30 protein-coding genes and 1 riboswitch are annotated in these 22,089 nt (G+C 36.1%); of the genes, 15 read left to right on the top strand and 15 right to left on the bottom strand.

What is annotated here, in order from left to right:
• Positions 1-134 precede the first annotated feature (134 nt).
• Positions 135-1,556: an IS110 family transposase gene (locus tag BLQ56_RS16770; RefSeq protein ID WP_090853000.1), complete on the bottom strand. Its 1,422-nt coding sequence runs from the start codon at positions 1,554-1,556 to the stop codon at positions 135-137.
• 527 nt (positions 1,557-2,083) lie between these two features.
• Between BLQ56_RS16770 and BLQ56_RS16765 the strand changes: the two genes are divergently transcribed.
• The 4 genes from BLQ56_RS16765 (at position 2,084) to BLQ56_RS16750 (ending at position 4,394) form a co-directional block, all read left to right on the top strand.
• Entirely contained in the window at positions 2,084-2,776 is a 693-nt protein-coding gene (locus BLQ56_RS16765) for a hypothetical protein (protein ID WP_090856921.1), read from the top strand.
• A 176-nt stretch (positions 2,777-2,952) separates the two neighbouring features.
• Entirely contained in the window at positions 2,953-3,138 is a 186-nt protein-coding gene (locus tag BLQ56_RS16760; RefSeq protein WP_175490356.1) for a DUF4926 domain-containing protein, read from the top strand.
• A 146-nt stretch (positions 3,139-3,284) separates the two neighbouring features.
• A complete protein-coding gene (locus tag BLQ56_RS16755) occupies positions 3,285-3,683 on the top strand; it encodes a hypothetical protein (RefSeq protein WP_090856915.1) in 399 nt (132 codons plus the stop codon).
• Between the two features lie 174 nt (positions 3,684-3,857).
• Entirely contained in the window at positions 3,858-4,394 is a 537-nt protein-coding gene (locus tag BLQ56_RS16750) for a cysteine hydrolase family protein (RefSeq protein WP_090856913.1), read from the top strand.
• A gap of 84 nt (positions 4,395-4,478) precedes the next feature.
• Here BLQ56_RS16750 and BLQ56_RS16745 read toward each other — a convergent pair whose 3' ends face one another.
• Positions 4,479-4,928 (bottom strand): rhodanese-like domain-containing protein, encoded by a 450-nt coding sequence (locus BLQ56_RS16745; RefSeq protein ID WP_238457300.1) that lies wholly within the window; start codon positions 4,926-4,928, stop codon positions 4,479-4,481.
• A gap of 114 nt (positions 4,929-5,042) precedes the next feature.
• Between BLQ56_RS16745 and BLQ56_RS16740 the strand changes: the two genes are divergently transcribed.
• Positions 5,043-5,915 (top strand): LysR family transcriptional regulator, encoded by an 873-nt coding sequence (locus BLQ56_RS16740; protein ID WP_090856910.1) that lies wholly within the window; start codon positions 5,043-5,045, stop codon positions 5,913-5,915.
• A 42-nt stretch (positions 5,916-5,957) separates the two neighbouring features.
• Here BLQ56_RS16740 and BLQ56_RS16735 read toward each other — a convergent pair whose 3' ends face one another.
• From BLQ56_RS16735 to BLQ56_RS16710, 6 genes are all read right to left on the bottom strand, one after another.
• Positions 5,958-6,464 (bottom strand): CBO0543 family protein, encoded by a 507-nt coding sequence (locus BLQ56_RS16735; protein WP_090856907.1) that lies wholly within the window; start codon positions 6,462-6,464, stop codon positions 5,958-5,960.
• Between the two features lie 352 nt (positions 6,465-6,816).
• Entirely contained in the window at positions 6,817-7,137 is a 321-nt protein-coding gene (locus tag BLQ56_RS16730) for a hypothetical protein (protein WP_090856904.1), read from the bottom strand.
• A gap of 118 nt (positions 7,138-7,255) precedes the next feature.
• Entirely contained in the window at positions 7,256-8,104 is an 849-nt protein-coding gene (locus BLQ56_RS16725) for a hypothetical protein (protein ID WP_090856901.1), read from the bottom strand.
• A gap of 277 nt (positions 8,105-8,381) precedes the next feature.
• Positions 8,382-8,768, bottom strand: coding sequence for a VOC family protein (locus BLQ56_RS16720; protein WP_090856899.1), 387 nt, complete (start codon positions 8,766-8,768; stop codon positions 8,382-8,384).
• A gap of 64 nt (positions 8,769-8,832) precedes the next feature.
• Positions 8,833-9,165 carry an ArsR/SmtB family transcription factor gene (locus BLQ56_RS16715; protein ID WP_090856896.1) on the bottom strand — a complete coding sequence of 111 codons (333 nt, stop codon included), beginning with the start codon at positions 9,163-9,165 and terminating at the stop codon, positions 8,833-8,835.
• Complete coding sequence (locus BLQ56_RS16710; protein ID WP_090856893.1) at positions 9,166-9,582, bottom strand: SRPBCC family protein; 417 nt, start codon at positions 9,580-9,582, stop codon at positions 9,166-9,168.
• A 347-nt stretch (positions 9,583-9,929) separates the two neighbouring features.
• Here BLQ56_RS16710 and BLQ56_RS16705 point away from each other — a divergent pair, with 347 nt between their 5' ends.
• Positions 9,930-10,340 (top strand): hypothetical protein, encoded by a 411-nt coding sequence (locus BLQ56_RS16705; protein WP_090856890.1) that lies wholly within the window; start codon positions 9,930-9,932, stop codon positions 10,338-10,340.
• A 148-nt stretch (positions 10,341-10,488) separates the two neighbouring features.
• Here BLQ56_RS16705 and BLQ56_RS16700 read toward each other — a convergent pair whose 3' ends face one another.
• The gene (locus BLQ56_RS16700; protein WP_090856887.1) at positions 10,489-10,896 is read right to left on the bottom strand and encodes an Lrp/AsnC family transcriptional regulator; all 408 of its coding nucleotides are present in this window, start codon (positions 10,894-10,896) and stop codon (positions 10,489-10,491) included.
• Between the two features lie 129 nt (positions 10,897-11,025).
• Here BLQ56_RS16700 and BLQ56_RS16695 point away from each other — a divergent pair, with 129 nt between their 5' ends.
• Entirely contained in the window at positions 11,026-11,787 is a 762-nt protein-coding gene (locus tag BLQ56_RS16695; protein WP_090856884.1) for an MBL fold metallo-hydrolase, read from the top strand.
• A gap of 142 nt (positions 11,788-11,929) precedes the next feature.
• Here BLQ56_RS16695 and BLQ56_RS16690 read toward each other — a convergent pair whose 3' ends face one another.
• Positions 11,930-12,814, bottom strand: a complete 885-nt coding sequence (locus tag BLQ56_RS16690; RefSeq protein ID WP_090856882.1) for a sulfite exporter TauE/SafE family protein — start codon at positions 12,812-12,814, stop codon at positions 11,930-11,932.
• A gap of 449 nt (positions 12,815-13,263) precedes the next feature.
• Between BLQ56_RS16690 and BLQ56_RS16685 the strand changes: the two genes are divergently transcribed.
• The 4 genes from BLQ56_RS16685 to BLQ56_RS23765 all read left to right on the top strand — a co-directional run bounded on the left by BLQ56_RS16685 (position 13,264) and on the right by BLQ56_RS23765 (position 14,602).
• Positions 13,264-13,476 (top strand): DUF1659 domain-containing protein, encoded by a 213-nt coding sequence (locus BLQ56_RS16685; protein WP_090856879.1) that lies wholly within the window; start codon positions 13,264-13,266, stop codon positions 13,474-13,476.
• A gap of 39 nt (positions 13,477-13,515) precedes the next feature.
• A complete protein-coding gene (locus BLQ56_RS16680; RefSeq protein WP_090856876.1) occupies positions 13,516-13,734 on the top strand; it encodes a DUF2922 domain-containing protein in 219 nt (72 codons plus the stop codon).
• 247 nt (positions 13,735-13,981) lie between these two features.
• On the top strand, positions 13,982-14,146 hold the full coding sequence (locus BLQ56_RS16675; RefSeq protein WP_090856873.1) for a YvrJ family protein: 165 nt from the start codon (positions 13,982-13,984) through the stop codon (positions 14,144-14,146).
• A 333-nt stretch (positions 14,147-14,479) separates the two neighbouring features.
• Complete coding sequence (locus BLQ56_RS23765) at positions 14,480-14,602, top strand: YjcZ family sporulation protein (protein WP_090856870.1); 123 nt, start codon at positions 14,480-14,482, stop codon at positions 14,600-14,602.
• A 488-nt stretch (positions 14,603-15,090) separates the two neighbouring features.
• On the opposite strand, the gene BLQ56_RS16665 is transcribed toward BLQ56_RS23765, so the two are convergent.
• From BLQ56_RS16665 to BLQ56_RS16655, 3 genes are all read right to left on the bottom strand, one after another.
• A complete protein-coding gene (locus tag BLQ56_RS16665) occupies positions 15,091-16,299 on the bottom strand; it encodes an acyltransferase family protein (RefSeq protein WP_175490355.1) in 1,209 nt (402 codons plus the stop codon).
• Positions 16,300-16,759: 460 nt separating this feature from the next.
• Positions 16,760-17,146 (bottom strand): SMU1112c/YaeR family gloxylase I-like metalloprotein, encoded by a 387-nt coding sequence (gloA2, locus tag BLQ56_RS16660; RefSeq protein ID WP_090856865.1) that lies wholly within the window; start codon positions 17,144-17,146, stop codon positions 16,760-16,762.
• Between the two features lie 71 nt (positions 17,147-17,217).
• A complete protein-coding gene (locus tag BLQ56_RS16655) occupies positions 17,218-17,649 on the bottom strand; it encodes a DUF4181 domain-containing protein (protein ID WP_090856862.1) in 432 nt (143 codons plus the stop codon).
• A gap of 498 nt (positions 17,650-18,147) precedes the next feature.
• On the opposite strand from BLQ56_RS16655, the gene BLQ56_RS16650 reads away from it, so the two are divergent.
• On the top strand, positions 18,148-18,303 hold the full coding sequence (locus tag BLQ56_RS16650) for an aspartyl-phosphate phosphatase Spo0E family protein (RefSeq protein ID WP_090856859.1): 156 nt from the start codon (positions 18,148-18,150) through the stop codon (positions 18,301-18,303).
• A 96-nt stretch (positions 18,304-18,399) separates the two neighbouring features.
• Here the strand turns inward: BLQ56_RS16650 and BLQ56_RS16645 are convergent, their stop codons facing one another.
• Positions 18,400-18,603 carry a hypothetical protein gene (locus BLQ56_RS16645; protein WP_090856856.1) on the bottom strand — a complete coding sequence of 68 codons (204 nt, stop codon included), beginning with the start codon at positions 18,601-18,603 and terminating at the stop codon, positions 18,400-18,402.
• Between the two features lie 335 nt (positions 18,604-18,938).
• Positions 18,939-19,073 (bottom strand): hypothetical protein, encoded by a 135-nt coding sequence (locus BLQ56_RS24125; RefSeq protein WP_274380244.1) that lies wholly within the window; start codon positions 19,071-19,073, stop codon positions 18,939-18,941.
• 18 nt (positions 19,074-19,091) lie between these two features.
• Positions 19,092-19,176: riboswitch (cyclic di-GMP riboswitch) on the bottom strand.
• 417 nt (positions 19,177-19,593) lie between these two features.
• Between BLQ56_RS24125 and BLQ56_RS16640 the strand changes: the two genes are divergently transcribed.
• The 3 genes from BLQ56_RS16640 (at position 19,594) to BLQ56_RS16630 (ending at position 21,998) form a co-directional block, all read left to right on the top strand.
• Positions 19,594-20,337: a YveK family protein gene (locus tag BLQ56_RS16640; RefSeq protein ID WP_090856853.1), complete on the top strand. Its 744-nt coding sequence runs from the start codon at positions 19,594-19,596 to the stop codon at positions 20,335-20,337.
• Positions 20,327-21,034 carry a CpsD/CapB family tyrosine-protein kinase gene (locus BLQ56_RS16635; RefSeq protein WP_386756478.1) on the top strand — a complete coding sequence of 236 codons (708 nt, stop codon included), beginning with the start codon at positions 20,327-20,329 and terminating at the stop codon, positions 21,032-21,034. The genes BLQ56_RS16640 and BLQ56_RS16635 overlap by 11 nt, the downstream gene beginning before the upstream one ends.
• Before the next feature lie 196 nt (positions 21,035-21,230).
• Positions 21,231-21,998 carry a tyrosine-protein phosphatase gene (locus BLQ56_RS16630; protein ID WP_090856850.1) on the top strand — a complete coding sequence of 256 codons (768 nt, stop codon included), beginning with the start codon at positions 21,231-21,233 and terminating at the stop codon, positions 21,996-21,998.
• The last annotated feature ends 91 nt before the right edge of the window (positions 21,999-22,089 follow it).

Raw genomic sequence — 22,089 nt, 5'->3', positions numbered from 1 at the left:
ACTTAAACGTAGTGTAGTGCTTTAACAAATAAGAAAGTATTTTTAAAGATGAAAAATCACCTAAAATTTAATTAATAATAGGTGATTTTTGCTCTTTTAAAGCACTTAGGGTTTTGTGTTTTTAACTCTATTTTTCAATTTGTTAGCTTAGTTTTTTCCTTGTTATTTTTAATATAAAGATTGTTAAACTCTACGCCACAAGCTTTAGCGTGAGTGATTGGATCATATTTCACTTTGTTTTTTAGGACTGTGTAAATAAGTGATGCTATTTTACCGCATAAATGCCCAATTGCCTTTTTCTTGTTCATTCCTTCAGTTACCTTACGGTCATAGTATGCTTTGAAGACGGTAGGATGCTTTTGTCCATTTGCTAAAATAATTAAAGCGATTTGATAAAGGACTCTCCTGGCATCTCTAACTCCGCTATATGTCTGTCTAGTGCCAGTTACCGATGTTCCAGACTGCTTGTTTTCCGAAGATACACCTAGATATTTCTTGAACTCTTTATATGTATTAAATCTTTCAATATCACCTATGACCCCAATCAGTGTACAGGCGATGTTTTCGCTCACAAAAGGAAGGGACATTAAGATTTCTGTATATGGGTGAGAATCTAAACCTTTGTCAGGGTCGCCCCATAAAAGTTTATGAATCTCTTTGTCAATTAGCTTGATGCTTTCTTCGAGACGTAGGGCTTCTTCTATAACCCATTTTTGTCTTTCTACAAGATGTTCAGCTGGAACTGCAATAGTGTTAGGCATCACTTCAGCTAATATGTTAGCTGCTCGTTTAGCCACACTTTTTGCACCAGCTTTCAATAAAAAATTATATATTTCTTCTGCTGTGGCTTCCTTCATATGAAGTCCCGTAGGGAACTCTAAGACTAACTTCAAAACTGACGTGCTAGATAGGCTCTTAAAAGCTTTATTTAAATCAGGATGAGTTACTTTTAAAAGCTGTTGAACTTGGTTCTTTCGTCGAGTTAGTTGGACGTTTATATACCATCTGTCCCTCATTACTGTTCGAAACAAGGATTGAAGGACTGATTGAGGTCTAATAAGCGTTACACCTTGCATATGTGGATGTAATTGCTTATGCCACCCCATGTAAGCCATTACTTTGGCATCCATTGAATCAGTTTTTTCAGAGATTCCTAAGTTATTTTTACGGAACTCACCAACGGCTCTATTTTCAACTTGAAATAGTTCATAACCTTCATTTAATAACACTTGCTGTACTAGGTAAGAATAGTGTCCGCCTGTTGGTTCCAAAAGAATTAAAAAGTCTTTTTGGGTAAGAGAGAATTGTTTTTCAATCTTTCCTAAGGCGTTTAAAAACTCAGCGATTCCAACACTATCGGAGTTAAATTTCATTGTCTTCGTCCTTTTCCAAGCAATACCTTTAGGGTCTAAGAATGCATCAAATGGAATACAGGACGCAACGTGAAAGCTTGCCCCAATATCAATACCAACATAAAATTGATAAAACTTACGCTGCCCTTGATGGCTTTTATGCGTGTCATTTCCATAACTAAATGGAGTAATGGTAGTGTTCATCATTTCTCCTCCAAGTCGCAGTATGACATATCTGACTATCCAACTTTCTGTTAGAGCTTTGTGCCCAGCGTAGTATGTCAGGATTATATCGCCAGATATTAAATCTCATATTTAACACAAGAGTCTAGTTTCCTAGCTCCAACCAACGGTAGAGTTTCAACTGCTTATATGATATTGTTTTTGATTTTCTCCAATATAGTCCTTTAAACAAAATAAAAAATACGACATAAAGCCTTAAAATCCTCCTAAAAAAACAAAAAATCCTGTAAAAAATACAGGATTGGATTTAGGTAATTAATTTATAGTGCAGTGCCATAGGTTATTTGTAAGTGGAGTGCCTCACATCAATATTAGAGGTCTAATTATAGCCCCATTCCAGTAAGTCGGAATCACTATAAAGGTCACTGCACATCATAATTTTACATCAATTTTAATTATAAAAAAACCCAATGTCCTCAAAGTAACGGTAGGGTTCCACTAATTTAGAGATCCCACGTTTAAGTCAAAGGTACATCGGTATCGAAAAAATGAATAAGGATTTAAAAGATTTTCAATCAGAGATAACTTGGTTTTTTAGAAAACCAGAAGAAATCATTCTACTTGGTCAACGAACTTTTCACGCTTCATTTGAATTTGAAGAAAAGTATCCAATATTAACGAAGCTTCTTAAGAAAGCTAGAATAACTACAATTAAATACGAAGAGCAACGTTATGAACTATTTGGTTGGTATGATAAAGATAACAATTCACTAGGATGGTTATGTAACGAATCATTAGAGTTAGAAGATAAAGAAATAAAGAAGTCACTTCATCCAGATCATGTACTGTTACTGCGAAACTTCGGTGGTATCACTGAAAGGTGGAATGAGCCAGTAGATACGTGGTTATGTAATCTTAATTATGCTTTACCTTATGAAAATGCCGAGGTTGGTATTAATGGTTGGGAAGAGTCATTTGAAGAGTATTGTAAGGATGAAGGAATAGAAATAAAGATAAATCCTAGAGATTACATCACATTTGCTGTTGAAGCAAACGGTAATGTAACAATGTACCATAAAGAATCTGGGGAAATTTTAATGTATGCACATGATCATGCCTTTAATCATATTTACCCATTTCATCACTATCCTGAATACACACTTTATCGAATAGAAAACTGTAATACCCTTAAAGAATGGGTAGAAACTATTGCTGGGCAATGGCTAACAAATATTATTTAATTGAATAAAGGTCACTGCACATCATAATTTTACATCAATTTTAATTATAAAAAAAACCAATGTCCTCAAAGTAACGGTAGGGTTCCGCTAATTTAGAGATCCCACGTTTAAGTCAAAGGTTCAGGTATCTCTATTATGTCACTCACGAAGCGAAAGTTGAACAAGGGGTTGGTATAGTGAAACAATTTGATGTGGTTAGAATTACAAAGGATTACCCAGCTGAAGGTATTATTAAAGGGCAAATTGGTACGATAATAGAAGTTTACGTTAATAACCATTTTGAAATAGAAATTTGTGATAATAATGGGAGAACATTGTTTTTGGGTGCATTATCAAAAGATTTCCTTGAAGTGGTTTATTAAGATAACGGGGAGCGATTGCTGAATAGTAGCAGTCGTTATTTTACTATCGGGTCAGTTTACTTTAAGATGGGTTTCCTTCATGAAAAATTCGAACACTAAAAGACAAGCATTTTGGCCAAGTCTAATATATTTAGGGATGAATAATAATGACACGTAATCGTGAGTTACCGCAGTTTGAAATCCTAGAGATTTTAAAAGATGATATTGGAAGATATGCCAGGGTAAAAGCTATGTATCCAGACGGAGAAATAACAATACGATGGGGACTGGATTCTTTAACTTATGTAAATTTAAAAGATGCATTTTCAACTCGTGTATTTGACAGAATGCCAAATTTAAACTATAAGTATAAACTTTTGAATTTTTATGGTTCTTCCCCTAATGCTGATGAAACAAGGGATTATTCAGGATTTATTGAGTGTATCCTTGGAAAACAAATAAAACAAATTGAATTTAAATGCTCAGAATCATTTGCAGGGAATATTAAGTGGATGTCAGAAGTAAAAAGCTGTGACAAATTAAATCATTTAAAGTGGATGGACTAATCCAGTGGGCACTTTGTGAAGGAAATTATTGACGCTTACGGGGAGATCTGTAAGAAGGAGGACCTTTATTACTAAAAACCAAGGAGCTAGAATACTAGAACAAAAGATATTTCGACATAGTGTTTTATAGTAAAATAAGATGTTATACATAAAATTTTGAAAGGAAGTCCTTTTATGAGAAATTGTCCTTTGTTGGTCGTAGATGTTCAAACAGGATTAGTAAAAGAGCATCCATATAATGAGGAAGTAGTAATTAGTAATATTAAAGCACTTATTTCCCTTGCAAGAAATTCTAATATAGAAGTGCTATATGTACGACACGATGATGGAGTGGGAGAAGAATTAGAGTATGGGACTGATGGATGGCAGATTTATCATGAAGTAGCACCTAATAATGGTGAAAGGATTTTTGAAAAGCATTATAATAGTGTCTTTTTCAAAACGGATTTAAAGGAATATTTGGAAACACAAAAAATAGATACGATTATATTGGCAGGACTTCAAACAGAATATTGCATTGATGCAACTTTGAAGAGTGCGTTTGACCATGGGTATAAAGTCATTATTCCAGAACAAACAAATTCAACTTTTGATAATGAGTATTTGTCAGGCGAAAAGCTTTATGAGTTTTATCATTATAAAATATGGAATAATCGTTTTGCGAATGTTCTCCCGATGGATAAGGTAAGAACAATGATGATAGAAAATTAATCATTGTACGAACGCATTGAGTGTAAAAAAGACTTGAATCCAGCCAACTAGAATTCAAGTCTATACGACTTTTTATCTTTATCCCTAACGTTTATATGTCCAATATAGAGGAGCATTTTCTGCTAAGGTGCCGGTTACATCTCCTCCTTCTTTCCTCCAGTATTCAAGCCCGCCGATCAATTCTTTAACCTTATAACCCAATTTTGAAAGTTTGGCACATGCCCTTGTTGCACCATTACAAGCTGGTCCCCAACAATATGCAACTATCACTTGGTCTTTTGATAGCATTTCTACTGTTTTTTCGGTAATTTGATTTCCTGGCATAGAAATAGCTTGTGGAATATGACATTCTTGATAAGATAATTCATCTCTAACATCAATAACTGTAATGCCGCTATACCCCTTTTTTAAATCGATTAATAAATCTGCTACATCCGTTTCGAATGATAATTTCTTCATAAAATGCTCATATGCGATCTCTGTTTCACTAGGCTTGATGTTCAAAGTCAATGAATATTTCGGTTCACTTTTCAAACTAATTCCTCCCTTATCTATCTCTTTATAAGTATAAGGTGAAAAAAGATTAATAAATCAGAGGATTCTTGATATATACTATCAATATTATTGATAGTAGGAGTGTGAAAAGGGATGGACTTATTATATTTCAAAACGTTTGTTCAAGTTGTGAAAAGTGGAAACTACACGCGAGCTGCGTATGTGTTGGACTACGCACAGTCTAGCATTACCACTCATATTCAAAAACTTGAAGCAATCTATGGAGGAACACGTTTGCTGGAGAGACATGGGAAGGCAATGAAACTAACCCCTTCTGGAGAACTTCTTTATAGCTATGCAGAGAAAATGCTGGCATTGTATGAAGAATCCCATCAACGATTGAACACTCAAGAGGTTACAACAGTAAGAATTGGTTCCATTGAAACGTTAGCAATCTATGAATTACCGATTATTCTTGCTGAGTTTAAGAAAAAGTATCCGGATGTGATGGTACAGATCATCCCTGATACAGAAGCAGTCATCATTCAAAAACTGTATAATAAAGAACTTGATTTTGGACTGATTATTGATAAACCATTTAATTCGGAAAGAATCAACAGTCTTGCTTTAAAGAAACAAACAATGAAAGTGGTTGTTCCTCTTAATCATGCTTATACACAAAAGACGTTTATTACGGTTGATGACTTCCAAGGTGAAACGATTATTCTAACAGAGGAAGGATGTACATATCGAGCGTACTTATTAAAACAATTGGAAAGAAACTATATAGATTTTACACTCTCTATGGAACTAAGTAGTATAGAGACAATAAAAAAAGCTGTACAAAATAAATGGGGAATTGGCTTTTTACCTGCATTCAGTATAAAGGAGAATGAGGAATTTGTCGGGATTCCTTTTCATGATGAAAACTTTGATTTTTATAGTCAATTACTTTATCGAAAAAGTAATGTTCACAGTTCTGTTCATAATTACTTGATAAGTCTCTTTCAAAAGAGAGTAATATAAAACCTACGCCCTTAAAAGAAATTCTGGATTTTAAAAGCGTAGCTATATCCAATTACTTGTTTTAACATCAAAAATGGTTAATAGAGTGATGATAATAACAATTGATAAGGCCCAAGCAAACAGTGGTTTTTTCTGATGAATGGGTAAAATGAAAAATATCAAGGCTGTAAACATGGCAGACCACCAAATATTCCATCCATTGTGATAGGTGATAAAGCCTAATTTGCTGTTTACAAATTCAATTGTCATATAGATTACAAACCATAATAAAAACCATAGGAAACGTTTGTACCACTCTTCAGGAAACCTTCCTAGATAAATTAAAACGGTGGCAGAATAGGAGACAGTCATTGCTAAAATAGTAATCAGAGTATGATCAGGTATAATAGCATCGTGAAAAAGCCACATGGGTTTATTATAGAGTAGAAAATTATATAGCAAATCTCCAAGGATATAGAAGAGAATCGTTGGATAATAAGTTCTCCAGTTTCTCCAATCTCCCCATATAAATCCTGCAAGTAGGTATAGACCATTAATTAAAAGATACATTTTACCATTCCTTAAAAATGAAGAAGTGGTAGTTATTTTTTCCCTATATATAAATTTAAATACTTCTTCTGACAGAACCTGAATTCAAGAAACTGTTTATAAAAAAAGCATCGTCCATTTCAAACGATACCTTTTAAGTGAACATATTTAATTAAAGGGAATGTTGCTATTAAAGCCGCAGACTGAATACACTCCGCGTCCAGCGGGTGACCAGTTGGCCTCCTCGTCGCATGCTCCTGTGGGGTCTCACTTTGGCCACTGATCTGAGCAGGAGTCTACGTGTATTCAGCCTGCTTGTAACTACATTTTAATACTTTATGTTTAAAACAAGAAAACAGTTTTTAATTAAAAGTTACTCACTTTTTTTCGCAATTTTAATCGTTCCTTCTAAATCGCCTTTGAGCTCCATTCCAACATTTTTAAGGAACGAAGGCTGTAAGAGCACCTTGCCTTCAATCAATTGATCTACCATTCCATAAGAGACCCATGTGGTATCTTTCATAAAGTTATTGACCAATGTTTCTTCTCTGACTACAACTGCAGATGCTTTTCTACTATTCTCAGCAATTGTCTCTAGTTTTTGATGATAATGCTTGTTTGCGAGAATGAGACTTGATGCTGTGATGATAAGAGTGAGCCCGACTAGTATTTTTTTATATATGAGAACCGCCACCTAACTACTAAAATAGTAGTAATTAGTATGGCGGGTTCTGGTGGTTTTTAAACCTTAGAAGAAAAATTGCACACCTATTAAAGCGGATAATTTTTTTGAGAGATTCAATCGTTTGATCCTACTCCAAATCACTTTCTGTTAACTGGATTACATTATCGGATTTGCTATCAGGTAAAAGGAGGTCTTCATTTTCATCATAGCTATGATACATCGTTTCCATGACATACTCTCTGTTTATTTCCTTACCATTCTTTTCATATACGACGTTAATGTAAGTATTATCATAGGTAAGTAGTCCAGATTCTTTATCAACTCCCAAATTCTGATACACTGTACTCTTATCCCATACAATCTTCTCGTTTAATATGTCTGGATTTGAGTAATTTTCATTCACAAAACGAATCTTATTCACCTGACTAGTTTCTTCATAGTTTACCTCGTAGTAGTCACCTTGATCAATCACTTCAACTGTATCTTTTCCCATCATATACTCGATTGCCTGTTTATATCCATAATGGAATAGATTGAACGTCAAGATCGGGGTCTGGCTTTTCGGAAAAGCATACCAGGTATCTGGATCGTCTGCAGAGCGTACATATAACTCCTTTGTATTCCCTACATATTCTACTTCTACTCCCTCTTCCTCTGATTCAATTTGATACACAAATGGTTCAAAATTAATCGTATGGACTTCAAACCATTCTTCTTGAACTTCATCATTTTCGACTTCATAGTTAATGAAATCATATTGAACACTTGTTATGGTGTTTAGTTGATCAACCACGTTCTGAAGAATCTCTGTACTGTTCAGGTCTTCACTATTTTCCGTAACTACCGCTTCTACCTCTGTATCCTCAGTAGCGACTTCCTCTGTAGCTTGTGAATCTACATCCTTAGCTACTTTTTCCTGAACTCCACATCCAGTAATTACAAACAAAGCCATACAACCAATTAACCACTTATTCACATGAACACCCCTATATATTTGTGTAAATTCCACATATTTCTAGTTTAATTCTCCATAATCGACGAAATCTCCTTTTTTTCTGCTAAAAATGACAAAAGTCGAGGGCTCGGGTGCACGGGGACGGTTCTCGTGCACCATTTTCTCTGCTGAATTTGAGTTTTAAATCAAAATAAGGTTCAAACCCAAACCCTGATAAATGAAACACGAGAACCGTCCCTATGCACCAAAAACAGCACCCTGTCCTAGATGTAGGACAGGGTGCTGTTATGATGGATGCTTATTTGGTCTCCATCATCTGAATTAAGTTTCCGCATGTGTCGTCGAATACTGCTATTGTGATTTCACCCATTTTTGTTGGCTCCATTGTGAACTTCACACCGTTTTCCACTAATCGTTCATATTCTTTGCGAATATCTGGAACACCGAACATTGTTGCTGGTATGCCTTCTGCGAATATCTTTTTTTGATACTCATTAGCGGCTGGGTGTTGATTTGGTTCAAGCAAAAGCTCAGTGCCGTTTTGTTCATCGGGTGAAACAAGGGTGATCCACCTAAATTCTCCTGTGGGAACATCATGCTTTTTTACGAAACCTAGAATTTCTGTATAAAATGTTAGTGCCTTGTCTTGGTCTTGCACGAATAGACTGGTAACAATAATTTTCATTGATTTTTGCCCCTTTGGATCGTTGTGGTGTATGTAGACCTTGTCTTCTAACGATCTTTTTTAATTAATTCAACCCATTTTCATCCGGACTTTCAACCACATGTTTAAGAATAGACAATTTGTTATTCCAAAATTGTTCATAGTAGGATAGCCATTGTTTTACTTCAGTTAAGGGCTCAGGCTGCAGGTGATAGATCTTTTCTCTGCCAACTTTTTTTCCAGTGACTAAATTCGCTTCTGATAGGATTTGCAGATGTTTTGCTATGGCAGTACGACTAATTGGAAAATGAGATGTTATTTCTGAAATCGCTAGTTCTTTGTTGGCAAGTAAACGGAGGACTTCTCTTCTAGTGGGGTCAGCAATCGCTTGAAATACATCATGCTTTGCAGCTCCCACTTATTCTTCAACAACCTTTTGAAGGCCACTAATGATGCCAACCCAGCCATGATTCATTCGTTCACGGATAACAGAGCTTTTCTCGTTCGCTTTAGGAAGGACAACGTCTGGAGACTTCCAGCCACTATGTATAAGTGTGAATTCTGTCTTTTCACCTAAATCTTTAAGTAAAAAGGAAACAATCCAGCCGTCTGTATCCCATGAAAAAGAAATTTTGTTTGGCTCATCGATTTCTAATACTTTACAAGGTGATGGACCAAATGGGGATTGTATATGAAAGTCATGTCCAACTTTAGGCTCAAAGTCATTTGGCATAAACCAAGATTCAATTCCTGTAGAAGTTGATACTGTCTCCCAAACCTTTTGGATAGGTGCTTCAAATACAACTGTTTGTTTAATATCTTGTAATGTTTCCATGTTCATTTCTCCTTTTGAGTAAAGTGAAACCATTTGGTTTCGTTTTATACAATATAACACCTTTTGGTTTCATGTCAAGCGTGGCGGTCCTCAGGCATGTCAAACAGGGACGGTTCTCGTGCACCATAAATATTAGGATTATTATTTCCATTGGTCTCTATTTTACTACCTTGAAATGTTATCCAAACAAGGGTCAGTAGAATAGATCTGTTTTGATTATTTTTCACTTGGTTGGGGAAAATAAAATTTCGAAAGGTCTTTAAGAATTAGAGTGATTATTTTCGGATGACCCAACCATATTTAATTCCTGCATAAACATATTAAACATTATTGGGAGGTCGCAATCCATGACTCAGTCAGATGAAATATTATTATTACCTGCCGTTGCAGAATCTGTTTTACAAGCAGAACAAGCTGTGGCAAATGCTCAATCGAACGATCTTGAGGGGCTATTAGAGGAAGCAGAACAAGCAGTTTATTTTGCACAACAGCAGGTGCAAAATTATCAAACATCAGATGTGCAAGAACTTAAGCAATTAGAGAAATTACAGCAACAGGTTCAACAGGCGTTCCAGAAGCTTCAAACAGAAAATCAGCAGCTACTACAAGCTCAACAAAAGGTTCAAACGGAAAGCCAACACTTATATCAAGCTCAACAGCAGGTAAATCAGGAACAGCAAGATGTTCAAAAAGCACAACAAGAGCTTCAACAAGCTCAAGCAGCTGCGATGGATTTTCAAGATCATCGTAACCAATAATCTTAACTCCACCTCGGTGGGGTTTTTAAATTTGGGGACGGTTCCGATGTCTCAGTGGAAAATCACTTAAAAGATTACGCTTGATGAAGGTTCATTTATTTAAATCATAAACAAGAGCAGAAATGGGGCGCGAGAACCGTCCCCTGTTCTAACTAATAACAATGGATAATTTATAGTTAGCATGCTCGTTTAACTCTTCTAAATATTGACTCATTATTTCATTAGATGGAAATTTACATTCAAGAAGGTAACAACCATCTCCACTGATTTTATAGTTTCGCACGAGGTATTCTTCCTGCGTTTTGATAAATGCTAAGTATGGTTTATGATTCATGCTTTGAGTAATAATGGTTAGAAAAGCATGTATATGATACCCTAATTTAACTTGATTAACGGTAATGGTGTAGCCCTCAATGACCCCTTGTTCCTCTAATTTCGTCACTCTTGCTGAAGCTGCTGGTCCAGTTAAATGGACTTTTTCACCCAGTTCTTTCATCGTCATCCGACTATTCTTGGATAGTTCATTTATGATCAGCATATCTGTATGATCTAACATTTCGTTAACTCCTTTCACAAATAAAGTAAAACCGCTAAAAGACTTTATTTAAGCTATGTATCCGTCATTGTTCATAGTATAGAATATACACTGTTCGAAGGAATTTACAAATAAAAGGAGCTTATTAATATGAATATACAGCAAATCCGTAATGCAACAATCATTGTTGAATTTGCAGGGATAAAGTTTTTAATTGATCCGTATTTAGCGGAAAAAGGAACATATCCCCCGATCCCAAATTCAGTCAGACAGGACCAAAACAATCCACTAGTAGAATTGCCAATATCGATCGACAAGATTATTGAGGGTATTGATGCAGTGATCGTGACTCATACACATCCTGATCATTGGGATGAAAAAGCGGTAGAGGTATTGCCGAAGAATCTGAAAATATTTGTCCAAAATGAAAAGGATGCGACTAGAATTCAAGACGCAGGTTTCAACAATATCGAGATTTTACAAGAGGACACAGTCTTTGAAGGAATCTCTTTAGTGAAAACAAAGGGTGAGCATGGAAGAGGAGAAATCTTAAAGCTTGCAGGAGATGTGTGTGGTGTTGTGTTTAAGCACAATAAGGAGAAGACGTTATATGTTGCAGGTGATACAGTTTGGTATAAGGGTGTTCAAGAAGTGATCAGAACACATAAGCCAGAAGTGATTGTAGTGAATGCTGGAGCAAATCAGTTCCATGAAGGCGGATTACTAGTCATGGGGAAAGAGGATGTTTATGAAGTGTCCAAGGCTGCTCCAGATGCAAAGATCATTTGTGTTCATATGGAAGCTGTTAATCATTGGACATTATCCAGAGAAGAATTAAAGGGCTTTGCTAGTGAACAAGGAATCTCGTCTAATGTTTTAGTACCAGATGATGGTACAGCATACAGATTTTAATAGGATAGATAATCAAAGACCTCTTTTGGGGTCTTTTTTTGAATATAGAAAAAAGGTACCGTCGTTTTAAACAATACCTCTTTGTCAGGGGAATTTTATATTGCCTGGTCGAACATTTCAAATTCCACCCAAGCCCTGTTGCCTATTCAACTTGACCCTCAAGCGTAATATAATTCTTACGATTCTTCAGTTGATATAAAATGGATAAAATCCATATTGAAAATATAACCACATAGGATAATGTTGCCCAGGAATGAGATAAACCTTGGGTTTTAATTAATGTGATCGAGTTTGTAAAGATAATTAAGCCTCCTACTAAAACCCCTAGCATGTAAGAAGGGATGATTCTTACTAGATATGCTGCGATTGGTGCGGCAATAACTCCCCCAATCATGAAGGCAGCAACCCAAAGCCATTGGAAGTGTTCTACACCTAGGAACAAAACGAATCCTAATGTGGCTGATACGGCGACTGCAAACTCACTAGTAGCAACTGTTCCAATCACCTTATTAGGTGCGATCCCTTTTCTGGAAAGCAAAATTGGAGTAGTAATTGGTCCCCATCCTCCACCGCCAACAGCATCAAAGAATCCTCCAACTAACCCTAATGGAGTCATAAATTTTTTTGAGAAAGTTTTGGACTGGTCACTAGATGATGAATGATTAAAGAACAGAAATCTTACTAAAATATAGATGCCTAATAGGATAAGAAAGATTGAAATAAAAGGTTTTATTTTATCTGCTGGTATACTGCTAAGAAATGCTGCTCCAACAAATGCACTAATAGCTCCAGGAATTGTTAACTTAAATAAGATGTTCCGGTCAACATTTTTGAACCAAATATGAGATGCTCCTGAAGCTGCTGTTGTAGCAATCTCAGCCATATGAATGGAGGCGGAGGCAACGGCTGGAGCTATGCCAAACATTAGTAATAATGAAGCGGATGTGGCACCAAAACCCATCCCCAAAGAACCGTCAACAAGTTGTGCTAGAAAACCAATGATTGAAAAAACAATAAGCTTATTCATTTTTACTCCGCCACCCTTAATCCTAAGTATTCTTATCAGGATTATATGTTATAAAAGTTAGATTTGTAAACAAAAAAATTTTTTTAATGAAAAAGCCTAATCCATGGGCGTTTTTAAACGGTGCATGGGTGGTGCATAGGGACGGTTCTCGTGCGTCATCCATTGAAATAATAAAACCAAAATCCTTGGCCGAGTTCACAAGCTTATTAGAAGAATCAAGGAGACTATTAGACATTAATCAAACGGTAGTACAAGCGAGCTGAATACACGTAGACTCCTGCGGGACAAGTGGCCAAAGCTAGGCCCCGCAGGAGTTATGCTGTGAGGAGGCTCACTGGCTACGTCTCCATAGCACAATTCATATGAAAACAGCCTTTATAAAAAAACTTAAATGAAATAACCCTTTTTCCACCTCCAACCCTATAACTAGTGTGAAGGAGGTGGTAAACATGGCAGAGCAATTCTTAGCAAGTTCACAACTACGTTTAGTATTTGAGCTTGGTGTCGATGAGAAGGGTGAAATGAAGTACAAGAACAAGAACTACAACGTGAAAACAACTTCTACACCTGAACAGCTTTTCGCAGCGGCATCAGCAATCTTAGGTCTTCAAAGCCTGAAGAACGCGGGGTTCGTTCGTAATGATTCACATGACTTGATCTAAATTTGGATTATGAATTAATGAAGAAAGGAGGGACCTTATATGGCAAAAACATTAGAAATGAGCTTTGGTACAGCTGATGGAAAAATTGCGAAGGTAACAATCGAAAACCCAATCGAGCCTGTAGACCAAGTTGCATTAGCATCAGCAATGGACGCAATTATCGCATCAAACGTGTTTTACTCAGCTGGTGGTGATTTCACTGACAAGCGCGGAGCACGTGTGGTTGAGCGAAATGTAACAGAAGTGGTTATTGGTTAATAAGCATTTATCATAAGAGTCTGTCCCCTAAGACATCATGACGACAGTCTGTGGGGGATGGGCTTTTTCTAATAATTAAAATTGGTAAATAGTAAACTTTGTTATCGTGTCTAGCTCCAGGCGCCTAGCCCCTCGGGGTCATAAGTCAAATCACTTCAGAAACCAAGGTTTCCTGCGTGATTCGCCTTATGCCTGTCGGGGCTGAACGAGGCGCCTTGCGCATTTCAAATAGAAAGGAGGCAACCTTATGGAGCAATGGATTCCATTTATTCAAGAAATCGGATTTCCGATCATCGTCACGTTCTATCTTCTTCATCGAATTGAGACGAAGTTAGATACCCTGATTGATTCAATTCAATCCCTTTCTGATCACATGGCCCCTGAGCAATATCAGGTGAAGAAGATTATTTAACATAATGGGTAACCACGTAAAAGGTGCTGTTACCTGAAGGTAGTAGTCGATTTCCACTCCAGGTGTGATCCTTGGTGTAGGGCTGAACCTTTCGTTGCAAGCTCCTGTAGGGTCTCATCAGTCCTGCGCATCCCACAGGAGTCTCACACCTTACGTTCCATCGACTAGTGCTAGTAATTTTGCATAAATTAACACTCTTTTAGAAAAGAGTCAAAGTTTTGATTCTCTGCTGCGCCAAACAAAAATAGGCTCGTATCTCTAGGTCAAACGTCTAGTCATAATGCTCACCCTCTACATATGTTGTAAAGTGACTAGAGTGGAGGTGAAGTAAAAATGCATTGTGGATATGGTTACGCAGCTCCTGTTGCAGCAGCTCCAGTTGGTGGTATGAACCCATTCGTATTGATCGTTGTATTGTTCATTTTATTAATCATCGTTGGTGCTTCTTGGTTATAAAATAAACTTATAAATGAAAAAATCCTATTGCGGGTCAGCAATAGGATTTTTTGAGACTATTTAGGTTCGAATTCAAACTGGTTTAATAAATAAGCGGAGAAACTTCCCTTAATTTAGGACTAGCACAGTAAATCGCTTAGATAGACGGAAACATTCCGCCTATTTGCTCAAAAAAAGTGAAAATGAATAGTTTTTCTCTGCTTAGGCGGAAACCCTCCGCCTATTTCCACCAAACCAACCTTCCTCTGAAAAATAACCGGAAACCCTCCGCTTATTTTTGTAAATATATGATGTTTAGACAAACCATTAAAATGTTACTTACAAGCAGGCTGAAGACCCGGAGACTCCAGCGGGCTACTTGTCACCCACCGACGCGGAGTGCATTCAGCCTGCATGTTTTAAAAGCAGCAGCACGCAGATACCCCAGCCATCAGCCCTTCACCAATAAAAAAGAGCATCAATTCCAAAAAGGAAACTGACACTCTAGGCTAAGCTGATTTCTCCATTTTCACTTTTACTTTTAGTAGCTTAATACTCGTTAGTTTTTTCCCTAAAGTCATTGAAGGTAATTCAACATATTGATAATAAACAACTGAAAGTAAGACTGAAAGCAATGGTACAACTATGATGATAGAATAAAGTGGTAATAAATTCTGAAAGAAAAATACATACACTAATAACACAATAGGGTGAATTAAATATAAACTATATGAAATTTTCCCTAGGAAAAGGAATGATTTTTTATTTAAGAAAGTTTTAAGTTCCTTGGTTGATATGACAAATACGAATAAAATAATGACTCCTACGGAAATAAAGAAATCGATAATAAATTTACTTGCGACAAAGTTGCCGGCATATTTCAATTGCCCAAGCACTGGAAAGTTCCATTCAATCGTATAAAGGATGATACAAAGCGTCATTAGTACGTATTTATATGCTTTTCTCGTTTGTTTAAAGAAAGCAATCACAACATCCAAATACTTTGCTAAAAGAGCCCCTAGAATAAAGAAAATCGTATAGTAAACAGTTTGTGCAAAAACAGCCAAAAATGTTGCAATCATTCCATTATTGATATGCCATGAAGCATAAGTTGTGCCTAGATAGATTAAGGCCCATGCCAAACCACCGAAGGTTAACAACGGTGTAAATGAATATCTATTAATAAAATACATTAAAAATGGAAAAATAATAGAGATTCTTAGTTCTAACACAAGTGTCCATGTAACGGTATTTATATTATGTGTATCAATACCCGTCATTAGTAAAAAATGTAGAAGGGTCTCAAATGTGACTGGACTTGACCACATGTCATTAAACCAATAACTTAACTGTTTATTGTCATTTTGCCCTAAGAAAGAATAAAGGGCTATAGATACAAAAATGGTAATGATATAAGGTAAATAGATCCTACAAAATCTCTTAATGATATATGTTAGATAAGTTGGTTTATTTTCTTTAAGAAAAGCTAAAGCAAGCACAAAACCACTTAATATGAAAAATAGGATAACAGCTTCATGACCAGCCCATAAAATATGCAAAGGTGAATATGTGAAAATATTCAAGAAGATGTTTTCTACAGCGGTGTGTTTGTGAGCCAATAAGAAAACGCTAAAAGCTAGCAAACAATGATGAAAAACTACAGATATTGCCGCTATACCCCTAAGCGAATCTAGTTCATAGAACCGTTTATTGTTCAATATAGTGGTCTCCTTTTTGAAAAAGTATAATTCATATACTATCAGATTACCGACTACTATAAAATAAAATTTTTTTGGAAATTGGGGAATAGTCCTATGAATATAAAGGCTTTCACACAGTAATTCCCATAAAAGGAAAGCGTTTCCCAAAATTCTCAGGTCAACATCCATTTCTTTTTCCTCAAGTTCAAAATCGACAGGGTTCGATAAATTAAGCGGAGAACCTTCCCTTATAAGGAACAAGCACTGAGAAACGATTAATATAGAAGGAAAGATTCCTCCTATTATCTTATAAAAAGTGAATATGGGTTGTATTTCTTTACTTAGCCGGAAAAAATCCGCTTATTTCCTCCGACCAAAGCTCTATTCTGAAAATAACCAGAAAACCTCCGCCTATTTGCATTTTACATACAACGCACAAAAAATCCTATCGCAAATCAGCAATAGGATATCAAGTATATCATTTTTCATAAAGCTCTAACGGCAGTCCATCTGGATCTGCGAAAAAGGTAAAGCGTTTCTCCGTGATTTCATCAATTCGAATCGGTTCAACTTCAATCCCTTTTTCCTCAAGTTCACTAACGGCTGAGTCGAGGTCATCCACTTCAAATGCAAGATGGCGCAACCCACGTGCTTCAGGATAGGAAGGTCTTTCAGCTGGGTTAGGGAAGGAGAATAGTTCGATCTGATACTCGTTTCCTACCGCAAGATCTAATTTATAGGAATTTCGTTCAGCACGAAACGTTTCCTTCACGATTGTAAGACCTAGCGTATGTACGTAGAATTCTTTTGATCTTTCGTAGTTTGAGCATATGATGGCGATGTGGTGGATTTTATTCAGTTTCATGTATTGCCTCCGTGGTTTTGTTTGGTTATATTTTACCAAAATAGAGTGGGAGTGTGATACTCCCAAGTAATTTATAATAATTTAAAGAAGCCCGTTAAGTATAATACGAGTGCAAATATGGTGAAGGAAAATAAATAATTACTAATGGTGACTTTAAATGCATTAGGATTTTCTGCATACTTTCGTTCCATAACGGCTCTAACTATTTCAGTGATAGAAAGAAAAATAATAATGATCACCCATGGTTGAAAATATAAGTCCGCATCTCCAGGAGCTCTCGTCATGTTTAAGGGGATTGTTAACAAAATACAAGCTGCTGCGATAATTCTAATTGTAATGTCAATCTTCTTATGTTTTTCATTAACATAGTTGTATGAAAAGAACTTTTTTCTCTCGACCTTTAACCGTTTTCTGATGATGATATCGAACGCATGCACTAACAGTATACCGATACCTAATACCAAGATGAAATTCAGTGGACTAGTAGAATCTTCAACAACCATCATTAACCCTCCAATACTTACTTATCTCCAATTATTGTAAGTCATCGTTTCCTCTAATGCTAACATAAATTCCCTAATCGCTCATTTTATTCTTCCCACTGAATAAATATTCGACTAAAACGTGAAAATAGACCTATTAAAACTTCGACATTTTTCGCCGATATCTATTAAACGTACATGATGAACTTATTCTTCTTATGATTTTGGGGTGATCTGTAGTGTTAAAACGTGTATTCATCATCTGGCATACCTTACATATTAAGTACTACAAAACGCTACTTAAAGATTGTCTTGATGAACAAATAAAGGAGAAATTAATACAAAAGGTGATTGCACATAGTAATAAAATAAATAGATTAAACAAAAGTAAATAACTTTCGACAAATTATGAGGGTAATAAGTTATATAGGATGTTTATCCTACAATATTCCTATTTTATTTCCATGTATTTTTATGTAAGATAGTCATAAATAATCACATCTAGGAGAAAATGATCAAATGATTACTGAAGAGATCTATAAAGATATAGAGAAACTTAGATTGAAATTGATAAAGTGTGGTTTAAAAGAAGGACTAAACTCGCCGCAAACAATCCGTTTGAGTGAAGAGTTAGATAAGATTATTCTAAAAGTGCTCTTAAACAAGGTTTCATAGATCCCTATTTTAGAGTATTACTATAGCTCCTATATGCTCTACCCACGTGGTAAAGAATCCCCCCTAATGATTATTATGGTTAGGGGTAGTGTAGCATCAATCCATAGACTTCCGATCTAACCTAGCTAATGCAGCCTGAATTAACTCTGTCTTAACCTTTCCACGCTCAACAACCATACGATGGTCATTTCTCGCATAAACCTCAAACTGATTATCGATATTGAAAATATCCACACGTATTCTCCCTTTTTCTGTTGGGATCAATATGATCTCTGACCTGGCCCCTGCAATCACAAACATCCATCCTTCCATTAAAAATGTTATTCGATAACATTCGACAAGAATCAGCTCAATCCCTTGTGAAAGTATTGTGAACTAACTATTAAACAAAATCTACTAAACTAAATTTAGCTAGATGAAGGACAAAATGTGGCTGAACACGATTAAAATGTCATTCATAAGCAAGCTGAAAGACAAAATATAGCTGGGGCACAATAAAATGTCTTTCATAAGGCAGCTGAAAGACAAAATGTAGTAAAACAAGCTCAACAATGTCTTTCATAACGAAGGAAACAACGAAACCTTCAAAATCCATCCAATAAAAAAAGACTCCCCACAAGGAATCTTCCACTCTACTACAAACTGCTTAATACAAATGTAATGATTAATCCAACTGCAATTGAGATGATTGGCAGTGAAAGGTAGAATAGTAGCTTCTCTCTCTGCTTTTTTAAGATTGCTTGTTCTGGTGTTAGAAATCCATGGCTCATGTCCTAATCCTCCTCATATTCGGTAACAGGGCCGGCTTGGTACTAAGACTTTAGCCCCTCTGTTTTGCGTCATCACCTTTCAGTGACTTTGCCTTTTCGTTTGAGACTTACCTACTATATTAATCGACAGGATTTGTAAGTTGTTAATAGGAATATATACCTATCTTTTGTCGGTTTTTAGTACTATTTGTAGAGTTGCTAAATCGCTTAAGAGAAACCGCTAGGAATAAGGTTGTGTAAATGTGGAATTAATTTACTTATAGTGAAGTGAAGGATTTGAAAATTTTTTCATAAAGTTTACATGCCGTAATGTAAGCGTTAACAACCTTGCGTTTCCTGCTAAAACCTATATTAAAATAAAATCTCTCCACTGACATTTTCTGCAAATAATGTAAGTGTTTATAAGAGAATTTGACGTTTGTTGTAGATATCTATCAGTGGATTGATTTATAATGAGGGCATTGTAAGTTATTAGGAAGTTTTCCATGCAATTCAAATATACATATCACCGGAGGTCAAAATGGAAGAAACGATTAGTTTAAAAGAGTTATTTCAGACGATTCGAAAGCGTCTTTGGATGATTATCATCTTAGCGGCGTTTACAACAGGAGTGGCTGGTGTTGCAAGTTATCTATTAATCACCCCAATCTATCAATCTTCTACGCAAATTCTCGTCAGTCAAAAAGCGTCAGATCAAGCAATGTTTAATCAACAAGATATTAGAGCAAACCTAGATTTGATCTCTACCTACACTGTGATTATTAAAAGTCCAGCAATACTAGAATTAGTAAAAGAAGAATTAGATCTTGAACGTTCAACCAGTCAGTTAAATGGTCAAATTTCGGTTGGTGCAGAAGGTAATTCACAGGTTGTCAAGATTACCGTTGAGGATGAAGATCCACAAAAAGCGGTTGATATTGCAAATACGACAGCGACTGTCTTCCAAGATGAAATAAAGTCGCTTATGAATGTAGATAATGTAAGTATTCTAGCAGAAGCTGAAAATGCAGAGAACCCTGCACCAGTTAAGCCACAACCAGCTTTAAACATGGCGATTGCTTTAATGGTTGGAACGATGATCGGAGTGGGACTAGCGTTTCTATTAGAATACTTGGATAACACGATTAAGACAGAACAAGATATTGAGAAGTTATTAGGAATACCAGTCTTAGGGGCGGTTACGGAAATTGATCTTGCAGCAGAAGGATTAGATCGTAAACTACCACAACAACGTACAGTAAGAGGTGAAACCATTGGCTCGTGATAAGAATACTCGTAAAATGCAATTTGCCGCACAAAATCGTAGCTTAGTATCGCTCAAGAATCCGAAATCACCGATTGCGGAGCAATTCCGGACAATACGAACAAATATTGAATTCTCATCAGTGGATCATGAAATGAAGAAGATTATGGTTACCTCTTCTGGTCCTGCGGAAGGGAAGTCAACAACGACCAATAACCTCGCAGTTGTCTTTGCTCAGCAAGGGAAAAGAGTGTTATTAGTAGATGCGGATTTAAGAAAGCCAACTGCACATTATTCTTTTCGATTAGAAAATCATACAGGCTTGTCGAATGTGTTAACAAGACAATCAACCTTTGATCGTGCTGTTCGCGAAACCGAGCAGGAAAATCTATTTGTCTTAACAAGTGGACCAGTTCCACCAAATCCATCAGAGCTATTAGGTTCAAAAAGAATGGCAGAGCTGTTAGAAGAAATAACGGAGATATTCGACATTGTCATTTTCGACACACCTCCAGTGCTTGCGGTAACAGATGCCCAAATCTTAGCGAACAAATGTGATGGTGTCGTTCTAGTAACGAGTAGCGGAAGAACGGAGAATGAAGCAGCATTAAAGGCAAAGGAATTAATTGAGAGTGCAAAAGGAAAGCTAATCGGAGCGATCTTAAATAATAAAAAGGCGAAGGATAGCCAATATTATTATTACTATGGTTCGAGTTAACTACCAAGGATATGTCAATTTAATAGTCAAAAAGATACAAAAAGTCATGATTCGACAAAATAACCCCGTTTCATGACTTTTTTTTCTATGATACTATTAATTTCGAGCCCCAAAATGGTAGTGAAATCCAACAAAGGATACAGTTGTAAAAAATACAATTATCTTGAAAAAGTTATGAGACATAGAGGTGAGCATCATGATTGATATCCATTGTCATATTCTTCCTAGTCTTGATGACGGTGCTAAGAGCTTAAATGATAGTCTTTCGATGGCTAAATTAGCTGTTGAAGAAGGGATTACATCTATTATTGCCACACCTCATCATCATAGTGGACGGTATGAAACAAATAAGAACCAAATCCTACAAGAAGTTGAAAAGCTTAACCAAGAATTAGTCCAACATCAAATACCACTAACCATCCTTCCAGGGCAGGAGCCTCGAATTTATGGAGAAATGGTAGAGGGGTATCATACAGGACAGCTACTCTCACTTAATAACACGGGGAAATACATCTTTGTCGAATTACCATCAAACCACGTGCCAAGATATACAGAGAAGCTTTTGTTTGATATTCAGCTACAAGGACTCACACCAATCATCGTTCATCCAGAACGAAACACTGAAATCATTGAAAATCCGGACCTTTTATATAACCTTGTGAAAAAGGGTGCATATACCCAAGTTACAGCAGGAAGTATAACTGGACACTTCGGAAAGAAAATAAAAAAGTTCTCCTATCAACTCATTGATTCAAACCTGACTCATTTCCTTGCATCTGATGCACATAATGTGACAAATCGAAGTTTTAAGATGAGAGATGCGATGACTGAATTAGAAAAAGAGTATGGAATGGATCTCATTTATATGTTTCGTGAGAATGCTGAATTAGTGAAAGAGGCAAAAATGATTTATGCGGATTCTCCAACAAAGATTGGTCGAAAGAAGTTTTTAGGGATTTTTTAATATGATCTTTATGGGAAAACGACCAAAAGAATAGAGAGATTTTGGGTTTGCTATAAAAGTATCTAGCTATGTTGTTTTGTGGAAGACTATA

The sequence above is a fragment of the Litchfieldia salsa genome, from assembly GCF_900104555.1.
Lineage (GTDB): Bacteria > Bacillota > Bacilli > Bacillales > Bacillaceae_L > Litchfieldia > Litchfieldia salsa.
This window is presented reverse-complemented; position numbering and strand designations above follow the sequence as displayed.